General features: G+C 65.6%; 16 protein-coding genes and 1 other RNA gene. 8 read left to right on the top strand and 9 right to left on the bottom strand.

Annotated features, from left to right (window positions below; genetic code table 11):
• On the bottom strand, positions 1-1223 hold a 1223-nt coding region (locus tag QOJ24_RS05800), incomplete at its 3' end, for an alpha/beta fold hydrolase (RefSeq protein WP_526259995.1).
• 58 nt (positions 1224-1281) lie between these two features.
• Positions 1282-2613, bottom strand: coding sequence for a WS/DGAT/MGAT family O-acyltransferase (locus QOJ24_RS05795; RefSeq protein ID WP_526259997.1), 1332 nt, complete (start codon positions 2611-2613; stop codon positions 1282-1284).
• A 198-nt stretch (positions 2614-2811) separates the two neighbouring features.
• Between QOJ24_RS05795 and panB the strand changes: the two genes are divergently transcribed.
• On the top strand, positions 2812-3648 hold the full coding sequence (panB, locus tag QOJ24_RS05790) for a 3-methyl-2-oxobutanoate hydroxymethyltransferase (protein WP_526259993.1): 837 nt from the start codon (positions 2812-2814) through the stop codon (positions 3646-3648).
• A gap of 5 nt (positions 3649-3653) precedes the next feature.
• On the opposite strand, the gene QOJ24_RS05785 is transcribed toward panB, so the two are convergent.
• Complete coding sequence (locus QOJ24_RS05785; protein ID WP_526259991.1) at positions 3654-4433, bottom strand: enoyl-CoA hydratase/isomerase family protein; 780 nt, start codon at positions 4431-4433, stop codon at positions 3654-3656.
• A gap of 88 nt (positions 4434-4521) precedes the next feature.
• Between QOJ24_RS05785 and QOJ24_RS05780 the strand changes: the two genes are divergently transcribed.
• Entirely contained in the window at positions 4522-6012 is a 1491-nt protein-coding gene (locus QOJ24_RS05780) for a CYTH and CHAD domain-containing protein (protein WP_526259989.1), read from the top strand.
• A 6-nt stretch (positions 6013-6018) separates the two neighbouring features.
• On the opposite strand, the gene rnpB is transcribed toward QOJ24_RS05780, so the two are convergent.
• An RNA gene (gene rnpB / locus QOJ24_RS05775) (RNase P RNA component class A) lies at positions 6019-6415 on the bottom strand.
• A 22-nt stretch (positions 6416-6437) separates the two neighbouring features.
• Between rnpB and QOJ24_RS05770 the strand changes: the two genes are divergently transcribed.
• From QOJ24_RS05770 to QOJ24_RS05760, 3 genes are read left to right on the top strand one after another with little or no spacing between them, the layout of a single operon-like run.
• A complete protein-coding gene (locus QOJ24_RS05770; RefSeq protein WP_526259987.1) occupies positions 6438-6890 on the top strand; it encodes a helix-turn-helix transcriptional regulator in 453 nt (150 codons plus the stop codon).
• A 10-nt stretch (positions 6891-6900) separates the two neighbouring features.
• Positions 6901-7335: a VOC family protein gene (locus QOJ24_RS05765; RefSeq protein ID WP_526259985.1), complete on the top strand. Its 435-nt coding sequence runs from the start codon at positions 6901-6903 to the stop codon at positions 7333-7335.
• Between the two features lie 3 nt (positions 7336-7338).
• On the top strand, positions 7339-7836 hold the full coding sequence (locus QOJ24_RS05760) for a methyltransferase family protein (protein WP_526259983.1): 498 nt from the start codon (positions 7339-7341) through the stop codon (positions 7834-7836).
• Here QOJ24_RS05760 and QOJ24_RS05755 read toward each other — a convergent pair.
• A complete protein-coding gene (locus QOJ24_RS05755; RefSeq protein WP_526259981.1) occupies positions 7833-9284 on the bottom strand; it encodes an HNH endonuclease signature motif containing protein in 1452 nt (483 codons plus the stop codon). The two genes, QOJ24_RS05760 and QOJ24_RS05755, sit on opposite strands and share 4 nt — an antisense overlap.
• A gap of 91 nt (positions 9285-9375) precedes the next feature.
• Between QOJ24_RS05755 and QOJ24_RS05750 the strand changes: the two genes are divergently transcribed.
• Positions 9376-9888, top strand: a complete 513-nt coding sequence (locus tag QOJ24_RS05750; protein WP_526259979.1) for a methylated-DNA--[protein]-cysteine S-methyltransferase — start codon at positions 9376-9378, stop codon at positions 9886-9888.
• A complete protein-coding gene (locus tag QOJ24_RS05745; protein WP_526259977.1) occupies positions 9888-10604 on the top strand; it encodes a 2OG-Fe(II) oxygenase in 717 nt (238 codons plus the stop codon). Before QOJ24_RS05750 ends, QOJ24_RS05745 begins: the two co-directional genes overlap by 1 nt.
• A 99-nt stretch (positions 10605-10703) precedes the next feature.
• On the opposite strand, the gene QOJ24_RS05740 is transcribed toward QOJ24_RS05745, so the two are convergent.
• The gene (locus tag QOJ24_RS05740; RefSeq protein ID WP_526259975.1) at positions 10704-11330 is read right to left on the bottom strand and encodes an SAM-dependent methyltransferase; all 627 of its coding nucleotides are present in this window, start codon (positions 11328-11330) and stop codon (positions 10704-10706) included.
• 46 nt (positions 11331-11376) lie between these two features.
• Between QOJ24_RS05740 and relB the strand changes: the two genes are divergently transcribed.
• A complete protein-coding gene (relB, locus tag QOJ24_RS05735) occupies positions 11377-11958 on the top strand; it encodes a type II toxin-antitoxin system RelB family anti-toxin (protein ID WP_526259973.1) in 582 nt (193 codons plus the stop codon).
• On the opposite strand, the gene QOJ24_RS05730 is transcribed toward relB, so the two are convergent.
• Genes QOJ24_RS05730 through QOJ24_RS05720 form a run of 3 tightly spaced genes read right to left on the bottom strand, consistent with a single transcriptional unit; the run spans position 11947 to position 14914 of the window.
• Positions 11947-13056 carry a bifunctional RNase H/acid phosphatase gene (locus QOJ24_RS05730; RefSeq protein ID WP_526259972.1) on the bottom strand — a complete coding sequence of 370 codons (1110 nt, stop codon included), beginning with the start codon at positions 13054-13056 and terminating at the stop codon, positions 11947-11949. The two genes, relB and QOJ24_RS05730, sit on opposite strands and share 12 nt — an antisense overlap.
• Positions 13056-13790, bottom strand: coding sequence for a zinc ribbon domain-containing protein (locus tag QOJ24_RS05725; protein WP_526259970.1), 735 nt, complete (start codon positions 13788-13790; stop codon positions 13056-13058). The genes QOJ24_RS05730 and QOJ24_RS05725 overlap by 1 nt, the downstream gene beginning before the upstream one ends.
• Complete coding sequence (locus QOJ24_RS05720; protein WP_526259968.1) at positions 13787-14914, bottom strand: Nif3-like dinuclear metal center hexameric protein; 1128 nt, start codon at positions 14912-14914, stop codon at positions 13787-13789. The genes QOJ24_RS05725 and QOJ24_RS05720 overlap by 4 nt, the downstream gene beginning before the upstream one ends.
• Positions 14915-15049: the final 135 nt, after the last annotated feature.

Genomic DNA, 15049 nt, shown 5'->3' with positions numbered 1-15049 from the left:
CCCGTGAACTCGCCGTAGTTCAGGAAGGGCGCCAGCTCCCGCGACCGACGGTCCTTGTCGACGAGCTTGGCCTGGTCGGTGATCGCCGGCTGGTCGACGCAGTTGACCGCGACGCGCGCATCGGTGGCGTTTTCGTAGGTCCCGTCGGGACGGCGGTGCATGTACAAGTCTGCCAGCCACAGCAGTCCATCACCGCTCCCATTCTTTAGCTCGTTGAGACCATTGGTCAGTCGAGGCCAGATGCTCGGCGAATACAGCGGCAAAATCGTGCCGATGATCGCGTCGCTGTAGGCGAGGCCGCGCGGGTCCTCTGTCTTGGCGGGCTTGTCGACCAGCGGATCGACCAAACTCTTGTATACATCCGTTGCCTTCGCCGGGTCCGTGCCCAATGGGCAGGTCGGATCTTCAGCGCAGAACGCGGCGTAGTCGTCGAACGCTTTCTGAAACGCCGCGGTCTGACGCAGATCCTCTTCGATTGGATCGGCATTGGGGTCGATCGCCCCGTCGAGCACCATGGCACGCACGTTTTGCGGGAACTCCTCGGCGTAGCTGCCGCCGATGCGGGTGCCGTACGAATAACCGAGATACGTCAGCTTGTCGTCGCCGACTGCGACCCGAATCGCATCGAGATCCTTGACCACGCTGGCGGTGCCGACGTTGGCGAGGAACTCCTTGCCCGTCTTATCGAGACAACGCTGCACGAACGCCTTGGTCTCGTTGTCGATGTGTGCGATGCCCTCCGGCGAATAGTCGACCTGAGGATCGGCCCGCAGCCGGTCGTTGTCGGCGTCGGAGTTGCACAGCACCGCGGGCGTGGAGCCCGCGACGCCGCGCGGATCAAACCCCACCAGGTCGAAGCGGTCCCGCACGGACGGCGGCATCATGTTGACGAGGTTGACTGCCGACTTGACGCCCGATTCGCCTGGGCCGCCGGGATTGATTACCAGCGAGCCGATCTTGTCGCCGGTGGCCCTGAACCGGATCATCGCCAGCTGTGCGACATTGCCGTCGGGCTTGGTGTAGTCCACCGGCACAGAGAGCTTGCCGCATTCCGCCTCGGGCGGGATCGGGGCCTGCGGATCGTCGTTCGGGCAGGGGCCCCATCGAATCGGCGAGCCCGGCGGAGGCACTGCGGCGACGGGCTGCCCGTCGACCATCTTGCTGCAGCCCGCCACCAGCAACACAGCCAGGCAGGCCGCAAGGATCCCCCTAGACAGGCTCATGGCACCACATGCTGCCATGAGCATGCATCAATGCTGGCAGACCGCTAGACCGGCGGGTCTAGCCCGCGGCGGCCAGTAGTTCTTCGAGCGCCACCTCGAAGTCGTCGGCGAGATCCCACAGGTCGGGCAAAAGCTCCGGGCAGGAAACGATGCCGACGTCGAGCTTGCCGTTCAGTGACATCACAGTGATGTTCAGTCCGGACCCGTGAAAGATCGGCCCGAGCGGATACATCGCCTTGACCTCCGACCCGAGGAAATACAGCGGAAGCTGTGGGCCCGGCACGTTGGAGACGACCAGATTGTGTACGGGACGCGCGGCGGCCAAATTCGTGCTGGCGTAGAGCCGCATCGCCACACCGAACACCGCAGGCGCGGCGAACTGAGTCCAGTCCTGCAGGAGTGTCGCACCGATCGCCGAGCTGTGTTGCTTGGCAACGGAATTCGCTTCGGCGATGGACTTCAGCCGTTCGGCGGGCGAATCGATGTCGGTTTCCAGGCTGGCGAACATGCCCGAAACCTGATTACGGCCCGGCCGGTCAGACTTGTCATGTACCGAAACCGGAATCATCGCAACGAGAGTCGAGTCCGGCAGCTCGCCGCGGTCCTCGAGAAACTTCCGCAGCGTGCTTGATACCAGTGCCATGACGACGTCGTTGACCTTGACGCCGAAATGGTCCTTCACCTTCTTGACGTCCTCGAGGTCCAGTTGCGCAAAGGCGATGTTGCGGTGGCCGGTCACATTGGCGTTGAACGCCGTTTTCGGCGCGACGAACGGTGACTTCATCGCGAACCCGCCTCTGGCCCGCTTCACGGTGTCGACCACTGTGGACAGCGTGCTCGGCACCACGTTGACGAGCTTCAGTGGCCGGGTGGCGAACTTGAACGCTCCGCTGACGGCGATCTCCAGCCCGCTTCCCCCGCCGACCCCTTCCACCGGTTCGGGGGCGGGCGCTTCGGGTTCGGTGCTGCACAGCTGCGACATCAGGTTGGCCCCTGTCACCCCGTCGACGCCCGCATGGTGCACCTTCGTCATGACCGCGAGTCGGCCGCCGCCGTGGGCGTCGGTACCCGCGATGTTTTCGATGACCCACATCTCCCACAGTGGCCTCGTCCGGTCCAGCGGCAGCGACGCGATGTGGCCGCAGATCTCGGCCAGTTCCTGGCGTCCTCCTGGCGATGGGAGCCCGATGCGGTGCAGGTGGCGGTCCACGTCGAAGTCTGCGTCCTCCACCCATACCGGGTGGTCGGGGTTGAACCGGCTGTCGGCGAGCTTCTCGCGGAATTGCGGCATCGCCTTGATGCGCAGGCCGAGTTCGTCGCGCATCCGGTCGAAGGTGTAGCCGCCGGGGATCGTCGAGGTGTCCAACTCCAGAATCGAGCACACGTGCATAGGCTGCGCTGCGGTTTCGAGGTACAGGAAGCTTGCGTCGAGACCACTGAGCCGTTGCATGTGGCGATCGTAATGTGAGGAAATCCACTTAACCTGATGTTCACCTTCTTGCCAGGTGGTGGCACACTGAAGGGGTCAGAAGAACCCGGGGACCCGCAATGGGCCACGAGGATCGACAGAACAGACAAAGGGACAACGATGTCTGAACAAACTGTTTATGGTGCTGCCGAAACCAAGCCACGTACCAAGGTCCGCACCCATCACCTGCACAAGTGGAAATCAGAAGGCCATAAGTGGGCCATGCTGACCGCTTACGACTACTCCACCGCCCGCGTTTTCGATGACGCGTGCATCCCGGTGCTCCTGGTCGGCGACTCCGCGGCCAACGTGGTGTACGGATACGACACCACCGTGCCGGTGACCATCGACGAATTGATTCCGCTGGTCCGCGGTGTGGTGCGCGGTGCGCCGCACGCGCTGGTGGTCGCCGACCTGCCGTTCGGCAGCTATGAGGCCGGCCCGCAGCAGGCGCTGGAGACCGCGACACGCTTCCTCAAGGAGACGGGTGCGCACGCGGTCAAGCTGGAGGGTGGCGAGCGGGTGGCCGACCAGGTCGCGGCGCTGACGCAGGCCGGCATCCCGGTCATCGCCCACATCGGATTCACGCCGCAGAGCGTCAACGGCCTCGGCGGCTTCCGGGTTCAGGGCCGCGGCGACGCCGCCGAGCAGACCATTCATGACGCGATTGCCGTCCAGGAGGCCGGTGCGGTAGCCGTCGTCCTCGAGATGGTGCCCGCGGAACTGGCCACCCAGATCACCGGCAAGCTGACCATCCCGACCGTGGGAATCGGAGCGGGACCCAACTGCGATGCGCAGGTGCTGGTTTGGCAGGACATGGCGGGCATGACCAACGGCAAGACCGCCAAGTTCGTCAAGCGATTCGGCGATGTCGGTGCGGAATTACGCAGCGCCGCAACGCAGTACGCCAACGAGGTGGCCAGCGGTGCCTTTCCTGCTGAGGAGCACAGCTTCTAAGCGCGTTACGCGAACTCGGGTTTCCGCTTCGCCATGAAGGCGTCGACGCCTTCGCGCCCGTCGGCGGATTCGGCGCGCCCGGCGATGATGCGGCCCTCCAATTCCATCTGTTCCTCCAGACCGCTGGAGAACGTTGCCAACATCAGCTGCTTGACGCCGCCATTGGATCCGCTTGCGGTGACTGCCATTTGGCCGGCCAGTTGATCGGCTCTGGTGGCCAGCTCACCGTCGGGCACCACCTCGGTGATCAACCCCCACCGTGACGCCTCATCGGCAGAGAGCGTGCGGTTGGTCAGCATCAACTCCTTCGTCTTGGCGATACCGATCAACCGGGGCAGGAAATACGACGAGCTGCCGTCCGGACTGAGCCCGACCTTGGTGTAGGCCATCGTGAACGACGCCGACTCGGCGGCCAGGATGAGGTCGCCGGTGACCGCAAGCGAGAAGCCGGCGCCGGCGGCAGTTCCGTTGACGGCCGTGATGAGCACCGCGTCCATGCGTGCGAACGTCGAGATGGCGCGATGCAGGTCATCGGCAACGCCCTTGATGTGGCGTCCGCGACTGGGCGCCGTCGCAAACGACTTGAGATCACCTCCTGCGCAGAAGAATCGGCCGGAGCCCGTCAGGAGCACAACCTTCGTCCCATCGGTGTCGCAGAGAGCAGCGGCGTCGGCGAGCTCACGAGTCATGGTGTTGTTCATGCCGTTTGCCGCGTCGGGCCGGTTCAGGGTGATTCGCGCGATCGGGCCGGACTGCTCGAGCGTGATGGTCTCGTATTCGGTCACACCCTGGACTTTATCTGCGAGCCGGGATGGCCTGTTCACCCGCATATGGCACGCTGGGCTGTCCAAGGCACTCGCGACGAAGGTGGAGATGGCTGCCAGTAGGCCGAAGACGTCCCGGCACACCGAGGTGGAGCGGAAGTTCGACGTGGTCGAAGCGACGGTTTCACCGTCGTTCGAGGGGCTTTCGGCGGTGACACGGGTGGAGCGGTTGCCGTCGCAGCAACTCGAGGCCGTCTACTTCGACACTGCCGGACACGACCTGACGGCCCACCGTGTGACGCTGCGTAGGCGTACCGGCGGGTCCGATGCCGGTTGGCATCTCAAGCTGCCCGCGGGCCCGGATACCCGTACGGAGGTGCGGTCTCCGCTGGACGAGGGTGTCGACGGCGACGTGCCTGCCGATCTGCGAGACGTCGTGCTCGCCATCGTTCGCGACCGGCCACTTCGACCCGTCGCCCGAATCTCGACCGACAGGACCGTCGATCTGCTCTTCGGCGCCGACGGCTGCCCAATCGCCGAGTTCAGCGACGACAAGGTGGTTGCGTCGGCCGGTGGGGGCGAGCCCCAGCGGTGGCGCGAGTGGGAGCTGGAATTGGTCGAGGGCGCGTCGGCGTCACCGGACCTGTTGGACCGGCTGGCCAACCGCCTTCTCGACGCCGGTGCGGCGCCTGCAGGGCATGGATCCAAACTCGCACGGGTGCTGGCCGGCGCCCACGACGACGAGACACCCAAGAAGCCGAAGGCCGATCCGATCCACCGCGCGGTCGCCGAACAGGTGGACCAGTTGGTCGAGTGGGATCGTTCGGTACGGGCAGATGTCGACGATTCGGTGCACCAGATGCGGGTGACGACGCGCAAGCTACGCAGCCTGCTGCAGTCGTCGGAGGGTGCTTTCGGAATCTCCAGCGATGCGTGGGTCCTCGACGAGCTGCGTCAGCTCGCAAGTGTGCTGGGTGTTGCGCGCGACGCCGAGGTGCTCGCGCAACGGTACGAACGCGCCCTGAACGACCTGCCAGACGACTTGATCCGCGGCCCGATCCGCAAGCGGTTGGTGGATGGTGCCAAGCGGCGCTATCAGTCCGGGCTGCGGCGGTCATTGATCGCGATGCGATCGGAACGCTATTTCCGTCTGCTCGACGCACTCGACGGGTTGGTTGCCGCCACACCGACGCCGACTGCCGGAGGCGAGGAAGAGGTGAACGTCACCCTCGACTCGGCCTATAAGCGAGTACGTAAAGCGGCGAAGCGGGCGGCCGCCGCCGTCGACGAGGACCGCGACGAGGCCCTGCATCGAATCCGTAAGGGCGCCAAGCGACTTCGCTACACCGCGGCGGCAACGGGTGCTGAAAAAGTGTCTGACCGGGCCAAAAGCATTCAGACCCTGCTCGGCGACCATCAAGACAGCGTGGTCAGCCGCACGCACCTGGCCCAGCAGGCCGACGCCGCTCATGGAGCAGGCGAGGACACGTTCACCTACGGCCTGTTGTATGCACAGGAGGACGACCTGGCGCGCAGCGCTCGCCGGCAACTCGACAGCGCGCTGAAGAAGCTGAACAAGTCGGTACGCAAGGCCCGCTAGACGGGGCGAACGAGTTGGCCTTTAAGCCGGATTCTGTCCCTCGCCGCCGCGGGATACCACGGTGGTAAGGCGGCGACCATCCATCTGGGCACACCGTCGCCGGGTGCCTCGAGCGGCCTACCCGCAGGCTCGGGCGAGCAGCCCTCGAACGCCTGCGCAGCCACACCAGGTGCGGCCTTTTGGCCTTGCTTCGGGTGGGGTTTGCCAAGCCATCCCGGTCACCCGGAATGCTGGTGCGCTCTTACCGCACCGTTTCACCCTTACCACCAACAGGTGGCGGTCTGTTCTCTGTGGCACTTTCCCGCGAGTCACCTCGGATTGCCGTTAGCAATCACCCTGCTCTGTGAAGTCCGGACTTTCCTCGAGTCGCCTTTCGACGACCCGCGGCCGCCCGGCCAACTCGTTCGCCCGTACATAATATTCCGATGGTGCAGGTGTCGCCCGCCCGCTACCTTCAGCGGGCCAAGGATCTGGTGGATTCGCGCTACGCCGACCCGATCACGGTGGAGGATCTGGCCACCGCGGCAGGTCTGTCGCGAGCCCATTTCAGCCGGATGTTCACCCGCACCTTCGGCGAGTCGCCGCGGTCCTACCTGCAAACGCGACGGCTGGAGCGGGCCGCTGCGCTGTTGCGTTACACCGACCGGTCGGTGGCCGACATCTGCGTGATGGTGGGCCTGCAGAGCGTCGGGTCGTTCACCACGAGTTTCGCCCGCGTGTACGGGATGCCGCCGGCCGCCTATCGCGCGAGCATGCCGCCCGCAGTGATGTACGCGCGGGTGCCCAGTTGCATTCTCGCGCGCGACACCCGCCCACTGCCCGACAGCCGGGTCAAGACAGCACACGGGGAGAAGACGCGCCACACCGGCCGACCGTAGCGTCGTATCCATGATGAGAATCGGCAGTGCCCACCTGTGGGTGCATGATCAAGAAGTCGCATTGAAGTTCTGGACCGAGAAGGTCGGCATGGAGGTGCGCGAGGATGTGTCGTTCCCCGAGGAGATGGGCGACTTCCGTTGGTTGACGGTCGGTCCGCCCGGACAAGACGACGTCAACCTGGTGCTGATGGCCGTTCCTGGTGAGCCGGTGATGGACGAGTCCACTCGCAAACAGGTGCTGGAGCTGACCGCAAAGGGATTCGCGGGCACGGTGTTCCTGCTCACCGACGACATCGACAAGTCCTACGAGGAGATGACCGCCCGCGGAGTCGAATTCAACGAACCACCGAACCAGATGCCGTACGGCATCGACTCGGGGTTTCGCGACCCGTCGGGGAACAGCGTCCGTCTCACGCAACTTGCACAGGGTTGGCCTGATACTTAGGCGGTGCGAACCTCCACAGCAGCGGTCGGGTCAGCGGCCTTCTTCGTCGCGGCGCCTGGAACATTCGTCGGACTGGGCCCCTGGCTGATCACCCACTGGGAGATCCCAGGTTCCGGCCCGCTGCTTCGGGTCGTCCTGGGGGTGGTGCTCATCGTCCTTGGCCTCATCCCGCCCGTGCACGCGTTCACCGCGTTCGTCAGGGCGGGCGGGACACCGATGCCCATCGCACCGACCCAGCGTCTGGTCGTCACCGGCTTCAACCGATTCGTCCGCAACCCGATGTATGCCGGTCTGCTGACCGCAATCCTGGGGCAGGCTTTGCTTTTCGACAGCATCTGGCTCGTCGTCTATGCAGTGATCGGGTGGATGGTCACGGCATCATTCGTGCACTGGTACGAAGAGCCCACCCTGGCGAGCACTTACGGCGAGCAATACGAGGAGTACCGCCGGAATGTGCCCGCATGGACGCCGCGGCTCACCCCTTGGAAGCCGCCTTCCTAAAACGGAGGGATGTCGCGCTCGTTGAGGTCGCGTTCGGCTTGGATGGCCGCGGCGAGGTCGGCGGCTCGGGTGCGTTTTCGACGCGGCATCATCACGCCGCGATGTTCGGCGTCGGGTGGTGGTTTTGAGATGGGCGGTAGTTCGGCGGTGGTGACATCCCACTTGGGGAAGAACAGCCGGCTGCCGGGGTGGGTGGTGTAGGCCTTAACGCTGGGGGCAGTCCAGATCACGGTGCCGTCAGGGAGCTGTTGGTCAGCCCAGCCACCGATGCCGGTCCAGAACGTTTTCATCAAGTGGTGTTTGCGGCATTTGCAATTCAGATTTGATGCGTGCGTCGGCCCCCACGGCCACGGCCGGACATGGTCGAGGTCGCACCGGTCCGCGGCCACGTCACAGCCGGGGAATCGGCAGAACAGATCTCGCATCCGGACGAACTCGGCCAGCTCGTCGCTGGGCCGATATCGCGGTTCGGGCTCCGCACTCGGGGTGCGGATCGGTTTGATGGTCGCGCCGTTGCGGATCGCCTCGACCAACAGCGCGTGCGGCAGCACACCCTGGCCCAGCAGCAACGCCGGAGCCGGCGGCCGTTGCTTGACCTCGGGTACGGGATCTTCGGTAGTAGCGGGCTGTTGTGCCTTGGCGTGGGTGAGCGCGGTTTGTTCGGCGATCACCCGGATCACTACGTTGGACTTCGGTGTGAATTCGGCGGTGGGGCAGTGCGGTGAGCCGCACCGGCAGGCCAGGGTGTCGTTACCGTTGGCGATCGCGGCGGCGGCATCAGAGCGGCGCTCCCCCGCGCTGCGCGGATCGGCGGCGCATAGCCCGTCGACCATCGCGGTCATGCGCTGTTTCATCACCGCGGCGTCGGGGGCCATCAGCCGCCCGTACACCGACACAGTCTCGGTGTCGTCATCACAGGCGCCGATGACGAAATCGCGCCCGTGCAGATTAGTCTCGGTGCGGCGTTTTGCGTCGGGATCATATCGGGCCACCTGGGCCTCCACGGCGGCGCGCAGCTTGTCTTCGGACAGGCGCTCCCAGGTGATGGCGCGCCTGGCAATCGCGGCGTCGATGAGCGCCCACGCCTCGTCGCCTTGCACCAGCCGGGTGCCCCAGGTGATCGTCGCAACCAGCCGGCTACTCAACGCGCCCTTACAGTGCAGAGCGGCGACCTGGGGCAGGTGTTCGCGCAGCGCTTCGGCGATGCGCATCTGTCCTGAGGCGCGCCGGGCCCCGATCGCCATGGCCGCGGCCACTTCAGCGGCCGCCGAATCCCACGGGTCGAACGCCCACCACACCCGTTCGTCATCCGGCTCAACGCGGCGGCGAGTCAGCTCGGCGATCGCGGCCAACCGCCGTGCACCGGCGATCGCTTCTTGGCGCACGCCGTCCTCGATCGCGACGAGAAGTTCCTCGTCAGATGTCGCCGCGAACAACGAATCGAACATACATTCGAATGTACGCCGCTGCACCGACACGAACTCTGTCCAAGACGATCACCAGATCTCACGCCCCCGTCGCGCCGATCGTCTACTGGGTATGACCACAAGACATACGGTGATCGACAGCCCGCTGGGCGACCTCACATTGGTCGCCGACGGCGATGCACTGATTGGCCTGTACTTCCGCCACCACTGGTACCGGCCGTCCACGGATACGTTCGGACCACGGGTGGATGCGGACTCTGACGCCCTGCTGGCCGAATCGCGGGCGCAGCTCGACGACTACCTGGCTGGCAACAGGACGGATTTCGATCTGCAGACAATGCTTCGCGGCGACGCTTTACGTCGTCGGGTATGGGACCGGCTGACGACTATCCCCTACGGCCAGACCATCTCCTACGGTGAACTCGCCGCAGAACTCGCGGATGGGTCCACACCTCAGGAAGTCGGGGCCGCCGTCGGCCGCAATCCGCTCTGCATCGTGATTCCGTGTCACCGGGTCGTCGGCAAAGACGGCAAGCTGACCGGGTACGCAGGAGGGCTCGACCGCAAGAAATCCCTGCTCGATCTCGAAGAGCCGGCCGAAGTCCGGGCCGAGCGGTTGTTCTGATGGCCGCGACGAAATGGCAGAAGCGTGTCGCATCGGCCGACTGGGATGCCGTGGGCGCCGAGCTCGACGATTTCGGCGGTGCACTTCTGCCCCAACTGCTCACGGCATCCGAGGCGGCGAAACTTCGCAGCCTCTACTCCGAGGACGGGCTCTTTCGCGCAACGATCGAAATGGGTCGATACCGGTTCGGTGAGGGCGAATACCGGTACTTCGCACGGCCGTATCCGGAGCCGATCGACGAGCTCAAACAGGCGCTCTACCCACGATTGCTGCCGATCGCGAGGGACTGGTGGAGCAAGCTCGGCCGCGCGACGCCGTGGCCCGACAACCTGGACGACTGGCTCGAGATGTGCCATGCCGCCGGCCAGATGAGGTCAACGGCGATCCTCCTCAAGTACGGGTCGGGCGACTGGAATGCGCTGCATCGAGATCTGTACGGAGACTTGGTTTTTCCACTGCAAGTGGTGATCAATCTTTCCGAGCCCGGCGTCGACCACACCGGCGGTGAGTTCCTGCTGCTGGAGCAGCGACCGCGCGCACAGTCGCGAGGCACCGCCACGCTGCTGCCGCACGGGCACGGTTTCGTCTTCACCACCCGCGAGCGTCCGGTGCAGTCGACAAGGGGCTGGTCGGCCGCCCCTGTTCGGCACGGCGTTTCGGCGGTTCGCTCCGGCGAGCGGTTCACGCTCGGCCTCGTATTCCACGACGCCGCATGAGGGTTCGCGGCACGGTCGGTGGGCACCGCGGGACGAGAATCTACGGGCGGCCGGACTGTCCGTCGGCATTGCGGGCCATCACTCCTGGAAGCCGACCGTCTAGGGCGACTCCCGTCGGCGCAGCACGATGACGTTGTCCATCCACGGATGCTGCTGCCCGTCGGGACCCACGGCCAGCCTCTCGACGGCGTCGATACGGACTCGCTCGTATTCCTCGTCGGCGAGATTCAGACCGGCGACCACCTCTTCGGCGCTTGGGAATTCGTGATGGTGATCCAGCTTGGAGGGCCATGGCGGGCCCGAACCGTGGTCGACGATGACCAGCAGCCCACCGGGGCGAACGGCCCGCGCCGCCCTGGCAAGGATCGTCGTCCGGTCCAGCCGGACGGTGGAATGCAGGAATTGCGCTGAGATCAGGTCGAATTCGCCATCGGGAAAGCCGTCGGAGAGGTCGAGCGCGACGAAGTCGATACGGTCGCTGACGCCGCGCGATCTCGCCGCCTCCCTGGCGCGACTCAACGCGGTTTCGGAGATGTCGACCGCGACGACGTTCCAGCCCCGCTCGGCGAGCCACACCGAGTCGGCACCCTCACCGCAGCCGAGGTCGAGCGCCCGGCCCGGCGGCAGATCGGCCGCTACGTCGGCGAATTGGACATTGACAAGACCACTCCAGACCCGATCACGTTCTCCGTAGTGCTCTTCCCAGTGCGCCTTCGTTTCGTTCATGCCGCCAGCTTGCCGCGCGGACCTGGATCTGCCAATGTAATTTGCCATGCAGGCAAACACAGCAATTGAAAACGATATTGACCTGCGAGTCCGGCGTCGGCTGCGCGAACTGAGGATCCAGCGCGGCCTGACGCTCGAGGACGTGGCGCGTGATGCACGCATCGACGTGTCCACCCTCAGCAGGCTCGAGTCGGGCAAGCGACGGCTCGCCCTCGACCATCTCCCCCGCCTCGCAGAAGCGTTGTCGGTCAGCGCCGACGAACTGCTGCGGGCGCCTGAGGCGCCCGATCCGCGAGTCCGCGGTAGTTCGCACACGCACAACGACATCACGTACTGGCCGCTCACCCGTCAGGCAGCCGCAGGCGGCCTGCACGCGTTCAACATCCGAATCGCCGCCAAACGCCGAAAACCGCCCGCCGAGTTGCCCGTCCACGAAGGGCAGGACTGGACGTATGTGCTCTCGGGTCGAATGCGGCTGATCCTCGGCGAGCGCGACTTCGTCATCGAACCGGGCGAGGCCGTCGAATTCAGCACGTGGACGCCGCACTGGTTCGGCGCTGCAGACGGACCGGTAGAGGCGATCATGATCTTCGGCATGCACGGCGAACGTCTGCACTTACATGAGTGACGAGAGGTACGACGTCTCGTTCACCAACCGCACCGATGCCGCCCCGTCGGGGTAGAACTCGGCGATCGACAGTGACGCGAGGTCCAGATGCAACCGGTACAGGATCCCCGGCCCGGCGTCTAGCGCCAGCCGCAGCATCGTCTTGATCGGCGTCACGTGCGATACGACGAGCACCGTCTCACCCGCGTGCTCGGCGATGATCCTGGCCCGCACCCGCGCAACGCGCTCTGCGACGCTGTCGAAGCTCTCGCCCGCGGGGGGCGGGATGCTGGTGTCGCGCAACCAGCTTCGGTGCAACTTCGGGTCTCGGTCGGCAGCTTCGGAGAAGGTGAGACCCTCCCATGCGCCGAAATCCGTTTCGATCAGATCGTCGTCGACGTTGACGTCGAGACCGAGGGCCTTGGCGGCCTTTGCCGCCGTGTCATAGGCCCGTTGCAAGGGTGATGTGATGACTGCGTCCACCCCGCCACGCCGGCCGAGATGCTGCGCAGCGGCCTCGGCCTGCCGCTGGCCGATATCGGTCAGGGCCGGGTTCCCGCGACCGGAATACCGTCGTTGCGTCGATAGTTCGGTCTGCCCGTGGCGGAGCAACAAGAATCGGGTTGGGGCGCCACGGGCGCCGGTCCAGCCCGCGGGTGAAAACGCTGTCTGGGTGGACGAGACGGCCGACTCAGCCGGTTCCTGTTTCTTTAGTTCGGCCGCCGCGTCCATCGCCTCGTTGGCAAGGCGGTCCGCGTGCGAGTTCTCGGCTCGCGGGATCCACGCGTAGCTGATGCGGTCGAACGTCGTCGCGACCGCCTTGGCCTGCTCAATGAGCGTCTTCAGGTCGGGGTGTTTGACCTGCCAGCGGCCCGACATCTGCTCGACCACCAGTTTCGAATCCATCCGGACGTCGACCTCGCTCGCGCCCACCTTGGCCGCCTCCTCGAGTCCGGCGATCAGGCCGCGGTATTCGGCGACGTTGTTGGTGGCATGACCGATCGCCTGCTTGCTCTCCGCCAGCACGTTCTCGCGATCGGCTGTCCATACCACCGACCCATACCCCGCAGGCCCGGGGTTGCCGCGAGACCCGCCGTCGGCCTCGACGATCACCTTCACTAGTTGCCGTCCTTGACCCGCAACAGGATTGCTCCGCACTCGGGGCAGCGCAGCACCTCATCGTCAGCGGCCGCGGCGATACGGGCCAGCTCACCGCGATCGATCTCGATCCGGCACGCTCCGCACCGGCGGCCCTGCAGGCGGCCCGCGCCCGGGCCGCCGTTGGCACGCTGCCGCTCGTACAGCGACACCAGACCTGCGTCGAGTCCGGAGGCCAATTCGTCGCGCCGCGAGATGCGTTGGTGTCGATCCTGATCAATCACCGCGAGCGCGTCGTCGCGCGCCCGCTGTGCTTCGTACAGCTCACTTTCCAGTTCGTCGATCGTGGTGAGTTCGTTGTCCTGCTGGGTCTGTAGCTCTTCACGACGCTCCATCACCTCGAGCAGAGAGTCCTCCAGGCTGGACTGCCTGCGTTGCAGCGTCTCCAACTCGTGCTGCAGGTCGGCGAGCTGCTTTGCGTTGATGGCGCCCCCGTCGAGCAAGTTGCGGTCCTTGTCCTCGCGGCTACGCACAGCTTCGATCTCGGACTCGAACTTGCCGATCTGAGCGTCGAGGTCGTCGAGCGCCAAACGCAGCGACGCGAGCCTGTCGTTGGCCTCACGGTGGTCCGCCTGGGCCTTCTCGTAGCGCTGCTGCTCGGGCAGATGGCTGGACTTGTGTTCGATCCGGCTCAGCTCGGCGTCAAGATCTGCCAGTTCGAGCAGCGAACGCTGTTGGATGACTTCAGCTTTCATAGACCGTTTCTCTCGATGTTCCACGGATCGGTGCGGATGGCGGAAACCCGCACCGGTAGCGAGTCGCCGAAATGGTCTCGCAACAGGCCGGCGGCCTGATTGCACCACGGGTACTCGCTGGCCCAGTGAGCGACGTCGATCAGCGCGACGTCGGAACGCCGCCGATGTTCGTCTGCAGGATGGTGCCGCAGGTCCGCCGTCACGTAGGCGTCGACGTCTGCTCGCGCGACGACGTCCAGCAGCGAGTCGCCGGCGCCACCGCACACCGCCACCCGCGACACCTCGGCGTCGTCCTCCCCCAGCGCACGAATCCCCCACGACGTAGGAGGCAGCGCATCGTGCACGCGAGAAACGAACGCCGCCAACGTCTGTGGTGTCGCCAGCGTTCCGATGCGGCCGAGTCCGACATCCTCGGGCACCGACGCCATCGCGAAGATGTCGAACGCGGGCTCCTCATAGGGGTGCGCGGTTCGCAGTGCGGCAAGCACATGGCCCCGTAGCGGGGCGGGTGCAATCATCTCCAGACGGTCTTCTGCCACCCGTTCGACGGATCCGACGCTGCCGATTGTCGGCGACGCGCCCTCGTGCGGCAGGAACTGGCCGGTACCTGCGACGCCCCAGCTGCAATGCGAGTAGTCACCGATGTGCCCGGCGCCCGCGGCGAACATCGCCTCGCGCACCTCGTCGGCGCTCCCGGCGGGAACGAAGACCACCCACTTGTCATTGTCCTGACCGCCCCCCACCGGTGCCAGCACCTCCTGCACGGTCAGTCCGAGTGCGTCGGCAAGGGCATCCGACACGCCGGGGGCTGCGGAGTCGGCGTTGGTGTGGGCGGTGAACAGCGCCCGCCCGGTGCGGATCATCCGGTGCAACAGTGCACCTTTGGCCGTGCTCGCGGCGACGGTGTCGACGCCGCGCAGCAGTAGAGGATGGTGTGCCAGCAGCAGCCCGCGGTCGGGCACCTCGTCGATGACGGCCGCGGTGGCGTCGACGGCGATCGTCACCGAGTCGACGTCGTCGTCCGGATCGCCGCAGACAAGGCCGACCGAGTCCCAATCCTGTGCGAGCATCGGCGGATATGCAGCTTCAAGCACATCGATGACGTCGGACAACCTGGCGCTCATGCCTCGGCTCCGCGGGTTCGACTTGCCACATCACGACACTAATGCGCCGTCGGAGACAATGGATGCGTGACGACCCTGGACGACACCGCCGCCGCTACCCGGCCGCAGCTGGTGATCTTCGACCTCGACGGCACC

The organism is Mycobacterium sp., from assembly GCF_032159775.1.
Taxonomy (GTDB): Bacteria; Actinomycetota; Actinomycetes; order Mycobacteriales; family Mycobacteriaceae; genus Mycobacterium.
The sequence above is the reverse complement of the archived record's forward strand: the minus strand, read 5'-3'. Positions and strand labels throughout refer to the sequence as shown.